18 protein-coding genes and 1 pseudogene are annotated in these 19,647 nt (G+C 34.3%); 8 read left to right on the forward strand and 11 right to left on the reverse strand.

Annotated elements, in window-relative coordinates:
- Positions 1–170: 170 nt before the first annotated feature.
- Entirely contained in the window at positions 171–479 is a 309-nt protein-coding gene (locus tag M0D21_RS00420) for a hypothetical protein (RefSeq protein ID WP_248325453.1), read from the reverse strand.
- A gap of 431 nt (positions 480–910) precedes the next feature.
- Here M0D21_RS00420 and M0D21_RS00425 point away from each other — a divergent pair, with 431 nt between their 5' ends.
- Positions 911–1,357: a hypothetical protein gene (locus M0D21_RS00425; RefSeq protein ID WP_248325455.1), complete on the forward strand. Its 447-nt coding sequence runs from the start codon at positions 911–913 to the stop codon at positions 1,355–1,357.
- A gap of 46 nt (positions 1,358–1,403) precedes the next feature.
- Here the strand turns inward: M0D21_RS00425 and M0D21_RS00430 are convergent, their stop codons facing one another.
- The gene (locus tag M0D21_RS00430; RefSeq protein WP_248325457.1) at positions 1,404–3,248 is read right to left on the reverse strand and encodes a PLP-dependent aminotransferase family protein; all 1,845 of its coding nucleotides are present in this window, start codon (positions 3,246–3,248) and stop codon (positions 1,404–1,406) included.
- A gap of 289 nt (positions 3,249–3,537) precedes the next feature.
- Positions 3,538–3,963 carry a hypothetical protein gene (locus M0D21_RS00435; protein ID WP_248325458.1) on the reverse strand — a complete coding sequence of 142 codons (426 nt, stop codon included), beginning with the start codon at positions 3,961–3,963 and terminating at the stop codon, positions 3,538–3,540.
- Between the two features lie 251 nt (positions 3,964–4,214).
- On the opposite strand from M0D21_RS00435, the gene M0D21_RS00440 reads away from it, so the two are divergent.
- Positions 4,215–4,496 carry a GIY-YIG nuclease family protein gene (locus M0D21_RS00440; RefSeq protein WP_248325460.1) on the forward strand — a complete coding sequence of 94 codons (282 nt, stop codon included), beginning with the start codon at positions 4,215–4,217 and terminating at the stop codon, positions 4,494–4,496.
- A 78-nt stretch (positions 4,497–4,574) separates the two neighbouring features.
- Here the strand turns inward: M0D21_RS00440 and M0D21_RS00445 are convergent, their stop codons facing one another.
- Together M0D21_RS00445 and M0D21_RS00450 are read right to left on the reverse strand one after the other, a co-directional pair.
- A complete protein-coding gene (locus M0D21_RS00445; RefSeq protein ID WP_248325462.1) occupies positions 4,575–5,087 on the reverse strand; it encodes a GNAT family N-acetyltransferase in 513 nt (170 codons plus the stop codon).
- A 3-nt stretch (positions 5,088–5,090) separates the two neighbouring features.
- On the reverse strand, positions 5,091–5,726 hold the full coding sequence (locus M0D21_RS00450; RefSeq protein WP_248325464.1) for a LysE family translocator: 636 nt from the start codon (positions 5,724–5,726) through the stop codon (positions 5,091–5,093).
- A gap of 128 nt (positions 5,727–5,854) precedes the next feature.
- Here M0D21_RS00450 and M0D21_RS00455 point away from each other — a divergent pair, with 128 nt between their 5' ends.
- The 4 genes from M0D21_RS00455 (at position 5,855) to M0D21_RS00470 (ending at position 10,086) form a co-directional block, all read left to right on the forward strand.
- Entirely contained in the window at positions 5,855–6,304 is a 450-nt protein-coding gene (locus tag M0D21_RS00455; RefSeq protein ID WP_248325466.1) for an Lrp/AsnC family transcriptional regulator, read from the forward strand.
- A 14-nt stretch (positions 6,305–6,318) separates the two neighbouring features.
- Entirely contained in the window at positions 6,319–6,582 is a 264-nt protein-coding gene (locus M0D21_RS00460) for a Mut7-C RNAse domain-containing protein (RefSeq protein WP_248325468.1), read from the forward strand.
- A gap of 1,002 nt (positions 6,583–7,584) precedes the next feature.
- Positions 7,585–8,994 carry a glycosyltransferase family 2 protein gene (locus tag M0D21_RS00465; RefSeq protein ID WP_248325470.1) on the forward strand — a complete coding sequence of 470 codons (1,410 nt, stop codon included), beginning with the start codon at positions 7,585–7,587 and terminating at the stop codon, positions 8,992–8,994.
- A 105-nt stretch (positions 8,995–9,099) separates the two neighbouring features.
- The gene (locus M0D21_RS00470; protein ID WP_248325472.1) at positions 9,100–10,086 is read left to right on the forward strand and encodes a hypothetical protein; all 987 of its coding nucleotides are present in this window, start codon (positions 9,100–9,102) and stop codon (positions 10,084–10,086) included.
- Positions 10,087–10,287: 201 nt separating this feature from the next.
- On the opposite strand, the gene M0D21_RS00475 is transcribed toward M0D21_RS00470, so the two are convergent.
- Positions 10,288–11,643: a glycoside hydrolase family 113 gene (locus M0D21_RS00475; RefSeq protein WP_248325474.1), complete on the reverse strand. Its 1,356-nt coding sequence runs from the start codon at positions 11,641–11,643 to the stop codon at positions 10,288–10,290.
- Positions 11,644–11,786: 143 nt separating this feature from the next.
- Between M0D21_RS00475 and M0D21_RS00480 the strand changes: the two genes are divergently transcribed.
- The gene (locus tag M0D21_RS00480) at positions 11,787–11,951 is read left to right on the forward strand and encodes a hypothetical protein (RefSeq protein WP_248325476.1); all 165 of its coding nucleotides are present in this window, start codon (positions 11,787–11,789) and stop codon (positions 11,949–11,951) included.
- 225 nt (positions 11,952–12,176) lie between these two features.
- Here M0D21_RS00480 and M0D21_RS00485 read toward each other — a convergent pair.
- The 4 genes and pseudogenes from M0D21_RS00485 to M0D21_RS00500 all read right to left on the reverse strand — a co-directional run.
- Positions 12,177–12,680 (reverse strand): annotated as a pseudogene (locus tag M0D21_RS00485) (DUF4494 domain-containing protein); the annotation flags it as partial.
- 196 nt (positions 12,681–12,876) lie between these two features.
- Positions 12,877–13,383: a hypothetical protein gene (locus tag M0D21_RS00490; RefSeq protein ID WP_248325478.1), complete on the reverse strand. Its 507-nt coding sequence runs from the start codon at positions 13,381–13,383 to the stop codon at positions 12,877–12,879.
- Between the two features lie 234 nt (positions 13,384–13,617).
- Positions 13,618–14,700: an adenylate/guanylate cyclase domain-containing protein gene (locus tag M0D21_RS00495; RefSeq protein WP_248325480.1), complete on the reverse strand. Its 1,083-nt coding sequence runs from the start codon at positions 14,698–14,700 to the stop codon at positions 13,618–13,620.
- A 31-nt stretch (positions 14,701–14,731) separates the two neighbouring features.
- Positions 14,732–15,613 carry a LamG domain-containing protein gene (locus tag M0D21_RS00500; RefSeq protein ID WP_248325482.1) on the reverse strand — a complete coding sequence of 294 codons (882 nt, stop codon included), beginning with the start codon at positions 15,611–15,613 and terminating at the stop codon, positions 14,732–14,734.
- Positions 15,614–15,768: 155 nt separating this feature from the next.
- Between M0D21_RS00500 and M0D21_RS00505 the strand changes: the two genes are divergently transcribed.
- Positions 15,769–16,335 (forward strand): carboxymuconolactone decarboxylase family protein, encoded by a 567-nt coding sequence (locus tag M0D21_RS00505; RefSeq protein WP_248325484.1) that lies wholly within the window; start codon positions 15,769–15,771, stop codon positions 16,333–16,335.
- 2 nt (positions 16,336–16,337) lie between these two features.
- Here M0D21_RS00505 and M0D21_RS00510 read toward each other — a convergent pair whose 3' ends face one another.
- Positions 16,338–19,643: a P-loop NTPase fold protein gene (locus tag M0D21_RS00510; protein ID WP_248325486.1), complete on the reverse strand. Its 3,306-nt coding sequence runs from the start codon at positions 19,641–19,643 to the stop codon at positions 16,338–16,340.
- Positions 19,644–19,647: the final 4 nt, after the last annotated feature.

A 19,647-nucleotide genomic window follows, 5' to 3' on the forward strand; every position in this document is an offset into this window, starting at 1 on the left:
GGAGGGATAATGATACAGGAAAGACCCAGCAACATGGTACTATTATCTTTTGCGCGTATACTACGAATCACTACATAACCACCATACATCACAAATATGAGAGCTATAAGAAATACGAATAGATATTTGAAGGCTTCCATAATTGAAAATTGTTCTAAATGAACATAAATTTACTCGAGAATACCATTGAAATGCTTAGACTGCGTGTAAAGATTTATTCCAAATAAATTCCATTTTAGAAGACCTGAAACAGCATACTGCCGAAGATTATCGTCTTTATTTTCAGTAATATTCATTGATGTCAAACGCCATTCAAAACCACTTATAAAACCACTTTGCGAAGCTACACCGTACAAAGGGATTTGTTGCTCATTATTCTTGGTGAAAGTGATAGACATACCTATGTCCATTAATGCATTTTGATCTAGAGAGATGTATTTTGTAGCGGTAGGGAGGGATCCTTCCTCAAAAGTTGCCAATACTACCTTTTTTGTGGGCTCTCTTTTAGTCCTATAGCCTGAAATAATATGTAATACTCCCAAGACCAAAACAATAGTGAAAATACCTCTAAATCTTGACCTAAAAAGCTGTTTGGGTTGAAAAATACAGCGTATACATACGTATGCAAATAAAATAAGTATTGAAATATTGAGTAGTGACCAAATAAAATATACCATAAGATGAAAAGTGCTTTAAGAGTGCACAAATATAGTTAAAAGCTTCTATTTGTTTCGTAAATAATAACGTATATGGTGAGAATTGTGATTTTGCCTTATATATAATGATTAAAAATTATTCAAGATATTGGTAAACCTAGTAATTTATGCTTATTTTATATGTTCACAATCACCAATGCATATAGTAGTACTACACCCCTGACGATGTTTGGTTGATGTTTAGTGTTTTAGCTATGGGATATGTAAAAGATTCTATTTTTTATAATGATGCAATACAAGTGATGCGCTATGACTACGCTACGTATTATTTGTTTGACACCTTTATTGTTGCCGAGATTGATGAGGGTATTGTATATACCTGGGATGATCACGCAGCACCTATCGTAGCAGAACTAAGCGAGTTGTATGATCAAAACGGGGAGAACTTAGTGCTTATATCTAATCGTGTGCACTCATACTCAGTTAAACCTAGCGATTGGATCAAGTTTTTTAAAAGCGACTATAAGTTAAGAGGATATGCAATTGTAAGCTACACCCGAAAAGGGCTTATTGCTTCTCTAGTCGAAAAACTGTTTATGCGCAACACATTTAAAAGTTTTGAAAGCCTTGAAGATGCTGTTGCCTGGGCAAAAATGTTAACACAACATCCTGAGGAAAACGCTAAGGATAAAAGTGCTTGAATCCGGGCTTCGAGAGCCTCAACCCTCGTATGAGGTCGAAGAATAATCAAATACCCTCCACAAAACTCGCAAACACCTCTTTATGACGTTTAAGGTTCATATTAGGAGAAAGGGCTACACGAGCAATATAATCTTTGTCGCCTTCTTTGGTGGTCCCTTGGGTTGATGTAGCGGGAATGGTCCAGTAGCATCCCTTTAACTGTCCATAACTCACACAGTACTTGCTTTCGTTAGGGATTTCGGTAATCATCAAATTAATTAATTTATGATTAAGTGCTCTTTTATACGTTTCCTTTTCTTCATCAGTAGTTCCTTTGGTGGGAAGATCTAATGAAAAAACAGAGGGCGTAAAACCTTGACTAGCCAATGCTTCTGAAACAAAATTGATTTTTGCTTCGGGTAAGGTATCATGAATAAAGTTTACAAATTCACGCGTATTTTTATAGGCATCATGAATGCGTTGATTCATAGAAGGCAATTGTTTTGCCAATATTTCATATTGAAGAGGTGTAGCCTCGTTATCACAAAGTCCTAAATGCATATCTATCTTATGCATCAAAGCGTCTGTTTTTGTATTTCCTACACAATATCCGGCAGTACATAATCCACCACTCGGGAATTTCGAACCGCTAGAAAAAGAAATAGTTCTCACGGTTGATAGTATTTTACCTTCGCCTAAAAATTGCACGTTAGGACAAAAGGTTTGATCTAAAAGAAAAACCGGATCTACAGCAGTAGCACCACTTGCAGTTGTTCGAACTGCACTTAATACCTCTTTTAATTTTAGAAGATCAGGGACTTCAACTCTCGGGTTGGTTGGGATTTCAGCAATGATATACGGTACTGCATCTTGATCGGCAATTTTTGCCAAAACCGTATCAATACTTTCTACCATATCGTTACCACTATCTACGGGTAAATCTACGATTTCAACATTATCAATACAGGCAGTAACGCGTCTTGCCTGGTCATTTGTTCCTCCATAACAATTAGGAGGTACTATGATTTTGATATCTTTTCCGGTATAGTGTTCTAGTGCATAGTCTACGAGTCCCATTAAAATGGCATATTGTATCGATAGCCCACTAGAACCCACTAATGCCTTTGTATTTGTGCCCGTAACCGTCGCAATTGCATCCAAAACCTTTGTTTTGTTGGTGTCTACATCGCTCTTATGAGGTTCGGCATACGACTTGTCTATCAAAAGCTTTAAGGCGGTAAAACAATTGGCAGGCGTCATTGCAACTGTCTCTCTTCTTCGAACATGTTGAATCTCTGAAATATAGCCTTCGTTTTGTTCGCCATTCACCAATATAACACTCCCTAGACCCTCATAAGTATTGATATAAAAATCGATATTTGGGTAGAGATCAATAGTATCAATCTCATCTTGTTGTGAAACAAAAATGGTACTTCCGTCAAACGCTGAAACCGAAGATACTTCTTCAACACGTCTCAGTTCAAATGTATACCCGTAAACGTTTCTTAGCGTTTCAGCATCAAAAGAATCTGGTAATTCACCCGTATAAACGATCTGAGTATTTTTATGGTTAAATAAATTTTTTCGTAAAACTGCCAGGATAGGAACCGTTTTAGACCCAAAACTGATCACATTATCTGGTTGTAGGTTGTTTGAATAAGCAATTACCCATTCTAGTACACAAGATAATGGATGCCCTAATCGAATATAGTCAAAAGCTGTGGGTAATTCATGTAGTGCCGATGACTCAGTAGTATTGTTGTGAAATAAGTTTTCAAACTGCTCTAAGAATTGAACTTTCGCCAATTTTTCATCATAAATATCTAGTCTATGGGTGGTTAGATTCAACCAGTCACTAGGCATATTTTTTAATACATTGTCAATATACTTGAGCATTTTATTGTCTTCCATTACGAGTACCTTTTGATAGGCCGCTAGTATACATTAATTCGGTGTATTTTAAAAATGTTACCAGATGTTTTTAGAAATTCTTAAGAAAGGTTTAATAGTGGCTATTGTTCGAATCCTGAGTGTTGGGCTTCGAGAGCACTTCGACAAGCTCAGTACGACACTTAAGCCCTCGGAAAGGTGGAAGGATGGTTTTCAATTATATAACAAAAAAACACCTTATGCCCTCAATACATAAGGTGTTTCAGGGTCACTAATACAATGAACCTAACTAACTATATTTATCTAAAAATTACTGCATTAGTTTCTTCGATAACTCTTGAATCTCCTCACTTTTCTTCAACATGTATGCATTTAATTTTTCAGCGTCCCCAGCAGATAAACCGTTAGATACCTCTTGTGCTTTGGTTCCTAGTTCCTGACCCTTTTGTCCTAAGGCTGCAAAGGCAGTCATATCTTTACTTTCTACAGCTTTTCTATATTCTTCGATATAAGCTTCGTATGCATCTACATATTCTTGTACTTTGGAATCACTAAATGAAGGTGTTCCACTGTCTGATGATGTAGTTTCAGCTTTTGTCTCTTCAGTTTTTGTTTCAGAGGTAGCCTCTGTAGTTTCTTCTGTTGCAGTTTCTTCAGCTTTAGCATTATTGTCTTTACAAGCAAAAGAAAGACTTAAAATAAGAATAAGTGCAAAATGTAAAAAGGTTCGTTTCATAATATGTTCTTTAGTATGTTGTTAATTACTTTACAGGTACAAAGATGCAGGATTCACCCATGTCATGTAAACCCTATATTCCGTGAAATTTATCCCCTGTTTTCAGGGGGTAAACGAGTTTGTACTTTTGCCTTTAATTACTAAGTCACATATAATCAGTGTACTAATACTGTTACAATAATGAGTTTCAAAAAATAAAATTCAAATAGGGTAGTATTGTAGTTCAATTTCTAAAAACTATGATAGGGTACATGTATATTTTACAATGCTGTGATGGAAGTTATTATACGGGTAGCACTAAAAACTTAGAACGTCGATTACAACAACATCAAGAAGGTAAAGGAGCTAATCACACCAAGAAATGGCTACCAGTTACTTTGGTGTATTATGAATTGTATGATCGTATTGATACTGCCTTTTATCGAGAAAAACAAGTACAGGGATGGAGTAGAGCCAAAAAGGAAGCTTTACTACGTGGTGAGTTGGAAGCATTACCGGGACTTTCTATGGCGTATCGTGACAAGGGTACTTAGAGAGCACTTCAACAAGCTCACCCTTCGAGAGCCTCAGGGTTCGGACATGAGGGCTGAGGCTCTCGAAGCCCAATCTATTTACGATTCAACTTCCATCTCAAAAAGACAAACGGGAGTGTTATGATAATGCTTCGGCAAATTGCTAGTTTCTTTCAAGGGATTTGCCCCAAGAAAGTTAAATCCACAGCTGGTATAATAGGCAATAAGTTTTTCATTGTTGCCTGCAGTATCTAATCGTATATACTGTTTATGATGCTGTTTTGCATACGTTTTAGCCCAGTCTACAATATGTTTCACAAAATTTCGACCTCTATAATTAGGGTTAGTGGCAATGCGATGTATATATACCGAAGGGTCTTTATTACGTTCTTCCCAAATAAATGGATCATCAAAAGTAGTCATCCAAACACATGCAATGTCCCCATCGATACATATTTTCCACTGCTGCGAGTTGATGATCTCTTGCTCAATTTGATCTTCAGTAAAACTAGGCCAAAGAATTGCTTTCATCTTTTGTTGATATGCGGTAGCATAATCATATAATTTTAGAATAGTTTGTATGTCTTGTTGCGTAGAGCTTTCTATAGTCATGGTTTATTGTTGAATTAAAGCTAGTTGTACGGCTAGTATAATGAAAATGATTCCGGTAATTTTGTCTAAAGTAAACTTGATTTTCGGATTTCTGCGTAAAGAATTTGCAAATTTTGCTGAAAACAAGGCCAAAAGCAGACACCATAGTGTACCAGTACATACAAAAGTCAAACCCAGAATGAGAAAAGGGATGTAACTATTCATATATTCTGGTTGTATAAATTGAGGGAGAAATGCCAAAAAGAATAAGGAAACCTTTGGGTTAAGTACATTGGTTAGCATTCCTGAAACATAAATTTTTGAGAACTGTTTGCTATGTGAACCTTCATTATGTAATTGAATAGCAGTTTGTTTTTTGGCTAATAAAGCACCAACACCCAAATACAAAAGATATGCAGCACCTGTATATTTGATAATGTCAAAAGCCAATGTAGACTTGGCCAAAATAATAGAAAGTCCCAAAGCTGCAAATATGCAATGTAAAAGAGCCCCAGAGGCAATACCTAGTGCCGATATGATTCCTGAGCGTTTCCCTTGAGCGATACTTCTGCCTAAAATATACATAGTATCTGCACCGGGTGTAATGTTTAAGATAATTCCGGCTATTAAAAAGCCCCAAAAGTTCATAATTCCAAACATAATCGTGGTTTTAATTGATTTATGTGTTCAAAAGTAACGTGAATATTAGCGGACACTAAATTGATTTATTGGCAGAATACATATATCTTAGTGGAATCAATTGTAAATTTTGACAAATACCATTGATTATGCTAAAAGATGATTTAGATTACCATATTTTGAAATTATTACAGGAAAATGCTCGATTATCATTTGCTCAAATTGGTAGGGAAGTGGGACTTTCACCTTCTGCCGTTGGAGAGCGTGTGCAGCGACTGGAAGATACCGAAGTCATTACGGGGTACGCAGCACAAGTAAACCCGAAAAAGATGGGGTGGTCTTTGGCAGCCATTATTATGATGAGTGTAAACAGAATTCACTTTCAATCTTTTACCGAATCTTTAGATGACTACCCTGAAATGGTATCATGCACTCGTGTAACAGGAAAAGACTGTTTAATTATGAAGTTTTATCTTAAGGATAGTCAGCACCTTGAAGAAACCATTAATAAACTGGCGTTACATGGTGAGCCTACCACATTATTGATTTTAAATGAACTTAAAAAAAACGTATCGATTGCTCCGGCAAGTCCATTATAATATGATATAGCTATATGATAGAAACCATTTTCATTATCGTTATTTCTGCATTGTTGTTGGGAATAGCAGCATACGACTGGTTTATTTTATGGAAGGATCTCCGAAGGTGCCCAAAGTGTAATGCTACTTTATTCAATGTAAAGCTTTTGAGCCATGAGCGATTGGGGCAAGACATAAAAAAAGACGAAAGAGGTCATTATCGTAAATCGTATCAATGCAAAAATTGTGATCACACATGGAGCATTGGCGGTTCTTATAGAATTGATACTGATGATTAATCCTTAAATATTACAATATTCACGTCACCTTTATAACTAATACACCGAATAATAAAAGACTTTTCGATCTTCAGGTCTTAAAACACATTTCCACATATAAGCTTAACCTAAAACATGTACAATTCGTCTTTCCGATTCTACCATTTATCGAAAAATCGCAAAAAACACTGTAGTGTGGTCGTAACTTTATAATAAGGAAATCAAAAAAATATGTGTTATGAAAAATTTAATCCCCTTCTACCAATTAAGTATAGTAAGTATTCTAAGACTCATTAATGTATTGCCTTCTGGATCAGGATATCCAAGCCATAGATAAAAAATACCCCTTAAAAAAGTCTAATTTAAAAAACAATCGTCATGAAAAATTTTTACTCCATTTTTACTAACATAATGAACTTTCTTATCGAACTACCAGGAGCATCTAGATATGCTATGAGAAAATAGTACGAACAATGTACCCTTTAAAAAAGTCTAATTTAAAAAACAATCGTCATGAAAAATTTTTACTCCATTTTTACTAACATAATGAACTTTCTTATCGAACTACCAGGAGCATCTAGATATGCTATGAGAAAATAGTACGAACAATGTACCCTTTAAAAAAGTCTAATTTAAAAAACAATCGTCATGAAAAATTTTTACTCCATTTTTACTAACATAATGAACTTTCTTATCGAACTACCAGGAGCATCTAGATATGCTATGAGAAAATAGTACGAACAATGTACCCTTTAAAAAAGTCTAATTTAAAAAACAATCGTCATGAAAAATTTTTACTCCGTTTTTACTAATATAATGAACTTTCTTATCGAACTGCAAGGAGCCTCTAGATATGCTATGCGTCGGTAATTACCCAATAAAATGATGCGGTATATACACACATGTGTGTAATATCTCTACACTTTGCAAATGGGGAATATGCCCCAAACTACTGTTTTTCAGCGATCTTTATAAAATGGTATCAATATTGGTATTTCAGAGTGCGTATATAAGAAAACACTCATGAATAAATCAGAATCTACTATTGTTGCTACCAAGAAAAACATTTTAAATTCTTCTTCAACACTCGTCTTAATTGGAACCTTTGTACTATTATTTAGTGCGGTTTCATTATTCTATTTTCTACAGCCTTATTTTGAAGAAATTCATTTAGAGCGCATGAATACCACATGGGGAATTTCTTTAATGATCACAGGATTTACTTTACTTGCTCTAAAAATAGGTTTCTTACTTTATATTTTACGTTTGTACCTACGCTACAAAACTATTGATTCTGTAAACGATCATGAGTTACCTTTATGCACTGTAATCGTGCCTGCCTATAATGAAGGTGAGTTGGTATATAAAACCCTTCATAGTTTGGCGGAGAGTGATTATCCTATAGAAAAATTGCAAATTATCTCAATAGATGATGGAAGTAAAGATGATACTTGGCAATGGATGAACAAAGCGAAGTTAGAATTAGGAGATCGCGTTGAAATATATCAACAGCCCCAAAATAAAGGTAAAAGACATGCACTATATCGTGGGTTTACTTTGGGAAGTGGTGAAGTGTTTGTAACCGTAGATAGTGATTCTATTGTAAAGAAAGATACCCTAAGGAACATGACATCTCCTTTTGTAGTGAACCCAGCTTGTGGTGCTGTAGCCGGAAATGTTCGTGTCTTAAATAAAGAAAAAGCATTAATTCCTCGAATGCTTAATGTAAGCTTTGCCTTTAGTTTCGAATTTATACGTTCTGCTCAAAGCACTTTGGGCTCTGTTTTATGTACTCCTGGAGCTTTATCTGCATATCGAAGAGATGCCGTGTTTAGTTGTCTTCATGATTGGATTAACCAAACCTTTTTAGGTCAAGTATCTAAAATAGGGGAGGACAGAGCCATGACCAATATGATATTAAAGCAAGGATATAAAGTTTTCTTTCAGCGTAATGCCTATGTACTTACCAATACTCCAGAACGCTACAGAAACCTATATAAGATGTTTATTCGTTGGGAAAGAAGTAATATACGTGAGAATATCGCAATGAGTAGATTTGCTTTCACCAATTTTAGAGAAGGATCCAAAGTTGGTCCAAGAATATTACTACTTAATCAATGGTTAAAAATTGTAATGGCTTATCCTGCAACTATCTTAATGTTGTATTTCATGTTTACTTATCCATTGTTATTTCTTAGTTCGACTATGGTGAGTATTTTGGTATTCTCTAGTATTCAAGCATTGTTTTATGCTAAAAAACACGATAGGCTAGAAGCGTTATGGGCATATCCATATAGTGTTTTTTATGCTTTCACCTTGTTTTGGATTACTCCGTATGCTATTGCTACTGCAGGTCGAAGCGGATGGTTAACCCGAGAGTTACCTAAAGAGAAAGAAGTAAAAGAACAGCAAGTCATTGCAGTTACATCTTAAGTCCTTTTACAGCTGATAAGAAACGCTATGGTTTAATACCTAAAATTTCTTGTATCCTTAGTTTATGTTATTTTTTATATTTTAGGTTGCCTAAAATCTTAGAACATGAACGAACAACTACAAAAAGATCTTAAACATTTTGAATATGTGACGAAAGATAGATTCGAAATGGTAGAAGAACTCTTGAAGAAAGGGTATGATGAAAAGAAAGTAATAGATGCATATAACGATTACTCATTTAAACCCGTGTGGAATGGCAATGCTCTAATCGGAATCTTAATGATTTGCCTGGCGATTTGTATAGGAATTAGTATTACTTCGACGCTGGGTAGCTTTAGGTACGAGTTAGATTCAACCGGTGATTTTCTAAGATTAAACGAATGGGTTCTAAAACCTTTATTGAGTTTAGTATTACTGGCTACTGGGGTTAATATCTTGATTAATCGCGGTTTCTTCAACAAAAGGTTAAAAATGACTATGATTGTCATCTTCGTTTTGTTTATTATTAGTTCAATGGGGTCCAATACACCCATATCATTATTATTTGGCGCTATTGGTATTGTTCTATTTAGTACTCTTCGAATAAAAAAAAGAGCACAGGTTTCTGAAGGAGAACTTGTTGTAAATACCATAAAAAGCTCACCTGCGTTTAAATCTGATATTTTAAAAACCATGTCTATAAAATCATGGAATGGTTCTACATTATTTGTTTTCTTATTCCTGGCGTTTATAGTATTACTAAGTTCGAGCATAGATATATCGAGACCTATTGAGTCAGGTAGTTCAGGAGGTCTTTTATCATTCTCTCAAATGCCAGAATTGTCTACTCTCGATCAAATTTTATCGATAGGATTAAGAATACTATACTTTGGTAGTTTTGCAACAGCAATGCTGGTAAACATCAACCTTAAAAAGTTTAAATGGGTTGTTTTAGGATTAGTGGGTTTTGCAATCTTATATATAGTTCTATGCGTTTTTCATAGAAATATGCAAATGTCTATAATTCCGTCTCTACTTATTGTTTTTGCGGGTTTATTCACGCTGTATACTCACAGTTTATTACCAAAGAAACAAGCCAAAGACCAAAACTAAATATAGCTGAGATATTGCAAATTCTTTCCGCCGGCAAGAAAGAAAAAATTCCAATATTCATTACGAATGTATGGTTAATATAGAGGCTATATAAGAGTGATAAAACCCAATTTTCACGTTTTTATCCCCTGTCATCAAAGGGGGGTATTTGGGGAATAGCAAAGGTTTTTCCGTAGTGTGATTAAATCACTGTAGTTTGTTTTATTTAGAGTACCCCTTGGCAATTGTATTTTGCGCAGGTTTGAATCTCGGTGAAAAATCTAAACTGTTTTCGGTTCCAGAAGGAGTGGACCTTGTATTCCATTCCCAAATATACATACCAGCAAACCAGTCATAGTTCCACAGTTTTTCAAATAAAGCCTGATATGCTAACTGTTGGGTGCGATTGGATTTCTTACGATATAATATTCCAAAAAAGGATTCCCATTGCCAAGGTTTAATAGTGGCTTTAGTATCATTTTTGTATCCAATTTCGGTAAATAATATTGGCTTTTTATGGGTTTTTGATAAAGACTCTAATGTTTCAATACGTGGATCCCAACCTTTTTTTATAGTTTCCAGATCAGGATTTGCTCTATTGGTAAGAGGAAAATAGGCTTGAATTCCAATATAATCTAGTTCATCCCAAAACTTAACCATTTCATATTCGCCATCCCAATTGGCAGCATAGGTAAGTTTACCGTTATAAATGGTTTTAATTTCTTGTATTAGTTGTTTCCACTTGTTGGGTTGTGCTTTTATAGAAGTACGAAGCTCTGTCCCAATGCAAAATAATTCTGCACCTGTTTTTTGGGCTAAATGTGCATAATGCAACATGCTTTTGCGATAGGATGTAAACCATGTATCCCATTGAGCTTTTGATTCGTGCTTTATATTTGAGCGCCATCCTTCACCGGTCCATATATGTGGCTTGAGATGTACATGCACATCTTTTGCTTTTAATTCACTGATAGTACTTATAAATATAGAATCCCTTTTCGACCATTTACCTACCATCTCGGGAGAAGATACTTCTGGTGAACTTTCATCCTTTTGATACATAAAAGGGATTACCGCTACCCATTCTATATTGTTTTGAACCAGTGTGGTAATAGCAGATTCATTATTGTTTTTCCAACCAAAAACACTCATTCCTCGATGCTTTCCGTCGGTATTATAATGATCTTTTATGATTCCTGTTGTATTCTCTATACTATGATCCCATTGATAATCAAATGCTTCATTACCGTTAATATGAACAATGGTTTTAAACGAACCAAGAAGAATAAGCATTGGGAGTATCACATACACAGATAAGCGTTTACTCATTGTTTTTAATCCATGTTTTCTATACACCCTAACAATATATCTGGTAAGAAGAAATAGACCATAGACAACTAAAAATATAACATGCACGCTAATTAAGAAACGGGTGTTTGTTATGAGATCACTTAGAGAGCGTAAAGAAGAATCGAAACTTTGTTGTCTAAGTAATAATCCCAGAATAAGGATAAGAATACCCAAAAAAGTAATGGCATAGATTTTTAATGCTGTATAGAATTCTTTTTTTCTAAACATGTATCTATTTTAAAGATTAGAAGAACAAAGTGTCAAAATGTTACACTTTAATACGTTGTTTTAGTATTGAAGGGCTTGTTCTGTAAAACTTTTTGTATATTACGTCTGATGTAAAGCGCAATTTTAATCTAAAATTATCATTGATGAAGCACAAAACTAATAATCTGAATTCGTTTGAGAAATATGCTTTAAAGAACTCCGCAGGGATAAAGGTTAGGGGAGGTTTCACCGCCACAGATGATCTTTGGAAATGGAGAAAGAATATCGAAGATGGAATGATCGATAGACGAAGTGGCACCGTAAAATAAGAAAGAAAGTATATAAAAATAAAAAGAGGGCTAAACAGCCCTCTTTTCTATGTAATAAAAGTAAATGCTTTATTCTTCTTCATCAAATGCTACTGGAACAAATTCACTTTCTTCGTCATCATTTATAATCATAGGTTCCTGATCTATTTCGTCATTAGTTTCAATCTCTTTACTAACTTCTTCCACAACAGAATAATCTGAAGTTTCCTTTACTTCTGTTTCTGGTTCTTCTTCTGGTTCTGGAATTGAGTTTTTTAAAGTATTAAAACGTTCTACCTTTTGTAAATCACCTTCTTCACCAGAAAAATAGGGGAATACATCCATAATAGGAGACTCAGCAATGGCTGGTATCGTATAATCTCCCATTGTATTTTTCATGGCTTCATTGGTATTGTCAAAAGCTTCCCTAACATCATTGGCCTGTATTAAAAGGTACATATTCGATTTTCTCTCTTTTCCACTTTCTTCATCATAAGCGATTAAAGAGACTTTTGATTTGAACCAACGATCTGAATTCTCGAAAGGGTGAATCTCTGCATAATTAGCAACTTTAATATTAGTAATTTTAAACTCATCACTTATATATGCTGACATTTCTTCATTGATTCTAGCTTCTGCCTCGGTATAGGAGATAGCATCTACTAGATAAGGTTCTGTAGCCATGCGTTGTGCTCCAGTGTCATCGGTTTTTCTATATTTTACTTTGCACTCGTACCAGGTTGCACTCATATTTTCTTGTTTTATTGGGCGCCAAATATAAATGATGTATGAAGCATATTAACTATAGGATTGAATTAGATATTCACAATTTTTTAATACGAAGATTAGATGTTTAAAAATCAGTAATTTACTTTGTAATGTATGATCTATATAAAACAAACAGGCCCTAAAAGGCCTGTTTGAATTTCTTACATTCAGAAATTTACTATCTATAAACGTCATACTTGATCACACAAGAGTTGTCTTGTCTATCTTTACATTCCCAATAAATGATATCTGCACTTACAAAAGCGGCTCCGTTTGACCCAACAATCTGGCTTACTTGTGCCTGTAAATCATCTTGATAGTGGTCTAGGTTAATATCGCTATCACCATCTACATAATATACCATACTTCTATAGTAAGTATTTACTACTCCTGATGGTGGCCAGTTTCTAGTATACGTAGTACACTCGCGTACATAACGTTCGAACTCAGATTGTGCATTGTCTGAGCATCCTTCATCACCACTTAGAGTGCAATTGGCTTTTGGTTGAACCGGTGATAACTTACCAAGTTCTTCAGCAGTGGCGTTGCGTACTTCTTCAGTACCAACTAGTTCTAGGTATGGGTTTGAATTTACTGATTCATTAAGTTCTGAATCTTCATTACATGATACTATTAGCAATGATAATAGTAATGCTCCCAGGAATGATTTAACGTGTAATTTCATTTTAAATTGATATTTAATTAGGTTAATAATTGGTATTAAAATTAGATAACAACCATGAAAAGAATCACCCAAATGATTTTAAGAATACGTAAATAATTAGGAGCTAAATCTGTGAAAATTTTATGTCTATGAAAGAATTAATTAACCCATGCTTAATACAATTTAGCAAGGGCTAGTATTTTAAAGGATACGACGAATTCGAATTTTTAATAATTTGTATATCAGAACCTTGTGTTATTTGGTGTCTATTGCGTGAATATTAATTTCTTCTTGCTTACCTTTTAATAATACACTACCCAGGAACTTTGAAGATAAACGTGCTTTTCCCTCAAGGTCTTTTAGTAATTTTTCAGAAATAAGAAGTAATACTTTGTGTTTGTTGCATTCGGCCTGTATACGGGCAGAGGTATTAATAACATCACCATGATATGCAATTTCTTTTTTCACGACACCAACTTCTGTAACCATAAGTACTCCACCATGTACACCAGCTTTAAATTCAGGTATCACACCATACTTATCTAAATAATATTGAGCTTTACTTTGTTTTTTCTGCTGAAAAGCGAAAAATAAGTCTACACAATTATTATTGGCTAATCCTTTTTGGTAGGGCCAGCTAAGTACAGCTTCATCACCGACATACTGATAGATTTCAGCATCATATTTAGGAACTACTTCGTTGAGATCATAAAAACAATCTTGTATAAATTGACTGTATTTGAAATGCCCCAGGTTTTCTGCTATTGTGGTAGAGTCTTTTAGGTCGAGAAACATAAAAATGCGTTTTTCTTCTTTAGGGTTTTTGTATTTCCCCATTAACATTTTTAGAAATACCCCTTTACCAAATTTTTCCCGGGCAATTTTTATAAATGAAAAGACAAACGAGACAAAGATCATGTAGAGCATGGTTGCCCAAAAAGATTTATTACTTTTCCACCAACCTCTTTCAGTATTAAGATTGAGATCGTACATCTCAGAAAACCAAACCATTACTATGGTAAATACCCCAATACTAATAATGAAATATAAAAAAGAAGTGATGAGTACATCATAGACCATTAATAACCGATTCTTTGTGATTTTTTCGTACACAAAATCTACGGTAGCATAAAGAATCCCAATTAAAACTCCTATGGTCATAAAACCGAATAGCGCTCTAAGCGTACCTGTTATACCGCTGTATTGTCTAATTACAGTAAATCCCTCTTCTTCGTCTATTCCATAATACCTAAAAATAGAAAATAGACCCATAGCTACAGCCCAAAAGGCTATAGACATCCATAAGTCTTTTATATACTGTTTTAAGAGACGATTCATAATACTTTTAATAGTATGCAACAATATACGGTTATTGCGTCAGAATCTCATCGGTATTTTTAAGAGTGTATAGTGTTTTTATCTCGTTATCAGTTAACGGTCGATTGTAGATAGATAATTCATCAAATAGACCAATATATCCAAGTCCCAAGTAAATATTGGACTTGTCAAGTTCCCAGGTAAAGGGGGTATCTATGTTGGGTCTGGTTCCTTTGTGCTCTCCATTTATATATAAACTAGCAGTTCCAGTTTTGGTATTTAATCCTGAAAAATTTATAAAGATGTGTGTCCATTGTTCTCGACTAAAAGGAGGGTTTTTGACACCGGTAAGTTTTTTGATAAATATAGGGTTTTCGTTATCTGGACCTTCCGGATTTGGGTTCCAAACTGCTCTATCTCCAATTACTCCTAATCTAAAATCTCTTGGATTTTCTTTGGTGAAATCTACCCATATAGAGGCATCATTATAGCTAACATCTGTGATTTGTATCGGATCGCAGTATCCCGGTTTTAGGTCTAAGGAAGGGTCTAGCTTTAACCAAAATGAAATAGCCCCTTTCCAATCCTTTGTATTATAAGAGATATTGTTTTTACTAGGGTAGTAGACATATCCTTTACTGCGCTCGGTGAATAGCAAAGCATTGCCAAAATGGCCATTACCTTCATCAATTCTGATGTCTGGTTTATAATGTAATCCAACTTCAGAAGAGTCTGTAGCTTTTCGATTGGGTACAGTATATATTCTCTTATCTCCTAAAGCAAAATCGGCTTCAAGACCTTGATCAAAAGAAGCGTAAAAAGTTAATGCCTGCTTAAGATCTGTTACAGTACTATCTTTTTTGCAGGAACTAAAAGTGACTATAATGATAAGACTAAGAATTGTTGCTAGGGAAGATTTATGGATGTGTGACATGATATAGTGTGATTTAATGCTTTAAATATAGGGGTATATTAATTTTCTTTTATAGAGATTCACTAAAATTTAAGATTTCCAGTTTTTGTCTTTTGTTAACTTAATATTGATGGTGCAATTTGTAAATTAACCAAACCAATTTAAATATACATAAAATGAAAACTATAAGTACAATCATCGTTGATTCGGAGAATATACCCGAATTAGAAAATTCTTTTCAAACGATAAAAGAAGAACTTGGGGCTCCTTTTGTTCCGAATTTTTTTAAAGTCTGGAGTGATGCTCCGGTCGCTTTACAGGGAATATTGCCCGCCATGAAATATATTTTAGGCAGTGGAGAACTGGATAGAAGGTTAAAAGAAATGATAATGATTGCTATCTCATCGATGAAAGATTGCAATTATTGTGAAGCTGCTCATAGTGCATTTTGTAAAATGATGGGTGTAATTCCCGAAGATATTGAATCCCTATTAAACACGCATTCATTACCTGAGGAGCACGATATAAAAGATAAAGTTGCAATAGATTTTGCAGTGCAGTTGGCTAAAGATCCCAATTCATCAAGCGAAGAAGATATAGTACAATTAAAATCCCTCGGGTATTCTCAAACTGAAATACTGGAGATCATTGCTATGTCTGGTATGGCTGTATTCTACAACCACTTAGCAGATGCTACTAAGGTAAATGTCGATTCTGGTTTTAAAGCAACTATTTCTAACTAGATTTAATCTCCATTAAATGCAAATCTAATAATGAATGGATGATGATGTTTAAAATGAGTTATACTGTGTGCAAGTGTTCCTTCTTTGTGAGATAAGACATCTTTTAACTCTTTACTCAATTCTATTTCATCATCCTTCAATTCACTGTTGTTTTCAAAATATCCTGATAACGTTTTTCTTGCCGAATAATGCTCCATAAATGTTTCAAAAGAATCATATAACTTTTTGAACTTTCCAATAGGTATCGCCAACAATAACAGTACGGCCATAATTTCACTGCGATTATTTTCATCTTTATAGGTAAAATCTTCATGAGCTTTTACAATTCTATAGATATTAACGAATCGCTTTATTGCCCTAGGACTTGTTCCTATTACATCTGACATTTCTTGTAGAAGTTCTATTTCTAATTCTGAAAGACGTAAAGACTCGATAGTTTCTTTTGTTTCGATAATTTCGACTTCTTTAGGCTCCTCTTCTTTATTTTGTTCTTCGTCGATACTCTTTGGGTCAGTTTTTGGTGTATTTTTACCCGAAGAACTGTTTCCTTTTGTATTCGCGTTTGAAGTGATGTCGTCTGATGAGAGGGTTGATTCTTCTATAGGGATTTCTTCAAGTTCAGATTTTGTTTGAGCCAAGGTTTTAAGCATGTATTTTACACTTTCGTCTTCTGCTGATTTAAGATTAAAAGGGACTTGAAAAATCTTTTCTAAATAACTTGCCGGATCGATCATTTCCATATCTGTAGTCTGCTTGCTGGCCACAAATTGCATTTGATGCTTCTTGATCAGAGCATTTTTGATCCATCTGGGATCTACGCCAACCACCACTACAAATAGAGGATAGGCCATGAGTAAATTTACCGCTTCAAGTACCTCAACTACACGTTCTTCGGGACAACGATCTAAATCATCGATATAAAGAATAATGCGTTCTAGGGGTCGGCTAAATTTATCTCTAAAACTTTGTGTATCTTCATTATTTGTGAGGTTCTTTAGTTCCTCATGATGATCGGTAAAGAGATTACTTAAAATTTCAAAATCCTTACGTATAATGGAAATTAACCCTAGGTGTTTTTCATATTCTTTGCTAGATGAACGTTTTTCAATAAAGGCGTGCAATGCTTCGGTAGATAATGTATTATTCAGCCTAAATTCAATTTCGGCTTTTTGTTCTGTAGTTTGATGAATTTGATGGTTGATATCAATAATTTCAACTTTGAGCTGTTCTATCTCAAGAGTAAGCGCCTTTTCCCTTTGTTGATTTTGAAACAGAGCATCTTCTTTTTGAAGTTCATAGTCTTCTTTTATTTTCCAAAAAGATGCTACCAAAGGCTGTAATTGCTTATATGTTTTTATTCCTCTGGTGTAGAAAGTACCAGCAATAGTTAACACATACCATATATTGTTTGGGAATTCAAAATTAGTCCATTGCACGGTATTGGCTATGTAATTTAATAAAGGTGGTACTGCTAATACAATAGCTAATATAGCAATGACAAATATGAGATTACTTTTCCATTTGCCAGCTTTAAAAAATACTTTTAAAAAAGTAAGTATAGATGTAGTTTGATTATGCAATTCTTCTGGAGTTTTCCAATATTCTTTAGGTACAATTTCAGAAAACTGCTCTTTGTTTTTGATGATTGTTAAATTGGTAGTGATTGCATTTTCTACTGTATCCTGTACTTTAAATTTCTTATCGACATTCTCAAGTACTTCAATAATACTGGTCTTTTTTATTTCGCGAATTTTATTCTTTAAACGTTGTTCAAAAGTGGTTCTTTCGTTTTTCAGACTATCTAATTGCGCATCGATTACATCTTTTTTACGTTCTAACTCTTCTAATTCTGTATTGGTGATGTTTAATTCATGAGTTAGTACCTTTTCAATTTCCTGTTTATAAATATCACTAGCAGAATAATCTTGAATATATTGATTGAGTCCATCAAAGATTTTGGTTATAATTCCTGCCCATAGATTCGCATCCATATAGGACCACGCATTAAAATGTACATGAGCTATTCCTTCACAAAAGCCTTTTTCGGGGTTGTTTTCAGATAGTAAATGAATACGCTGTTTCAGTTTTCTCATAAAAAAACTCTTACCCGATCCCCATTTACCAAAAAGTGCAATAGCTAGAGGAGGAGTAAAACTTTTTGCTGCTATAACCCGTGCAAATGCAGATACATCTTTGTTGATGTTAAGATGATCTGTGCCAGAATCTGCATCACTTACTAACCCAGCTAGGGTGGTGATCTTAGTAACCGTAGTGATGGTTTTCTTGTTTTTTGAAACAGTAATGAGATTGTTTAATATACCAGAATCGATATGACTTAGAATGGTTTCTGTATCAGCTAGTGTAGGTTTAATTATTGCACCTCTGTAGGTGCCAAGGTTTTCTATATGAATGTCCAAATCGCTAATAACCCAGTCAACCTTGAGTTCTGAACCATTTTGAGGGTTGTGACTTACAATTCCAAATCCTTTTATTTTTAAGTAAGCTATTCGATCTTTACCGTAAGTTGATTTTAAAATTAAAATATCTCCAGGTTCTATTTCATTTATGATATCTACATATGTTTTTTCTTTTAATCCTTGTTGCCATTTGTTTTGATCAATAAAGTTTGAAGTTTGATCTTTTGTACCTCTTTCCCAATAAGAGCCTGCTAGATAAAATTTTCCTTTAAAATCTTTCAAAAATCTATTTACCGCAATCGATTTTCCTTTTCTATCTGTTGATTTTTGAGATTTTACATTCTTAGATTGTTGTTTTTTTGCGGGAGCTTTTGGTGTACTGCTTTCAACATTAGAATTAATTTCTTCAAATGTCTTACGTCCTCTATGACTGTCGGGTACGGAGATAATAAAATGAGTGTTCATCTCTGAAAAATCTGATGAAAACCCTTCAATCATAAACCTAATGATACGTAAACTTGTAGGCATAGGAATTCCGGATTGCCCTGTTCCTAACAAAGGAATCCAAATAGTTTTTGAAGAAAGTTGATTGAGAAACTGTTTTACAGCATTTGTAAAATTTGTTCGTAATGAATTTTCACTAGTCTGTCCTGTGTTATAAGTAACTATAAATAGTATTGGTTTTTTACCCTTTTGTTCGAGCAAATCAAACCCTTTTTCTAAGCTTAGTGTTTTGAGTGCACTTTGATTATAGCCATATGCAGTAAGTACCGATAAATTGAGTTTACCAACATTGCCATAAATATCTACTGAGGCAATGGCCATGTCTGCTTCATTAGGAGAAGCATTTAAAATTATTTCGTAAGGTAACTGTGATACCGGTTGTTGCATAATA

Origin of the sequence: Aquimarina acroporae (assembly GCF_023195925.1) — a bacterium.
Lineage (GTDB): Bacteria > Bacteroidota > Bacteroidia > Flavobacteriales > Flavobacteriaceae > Aquimarina > Aquimarina acroporae.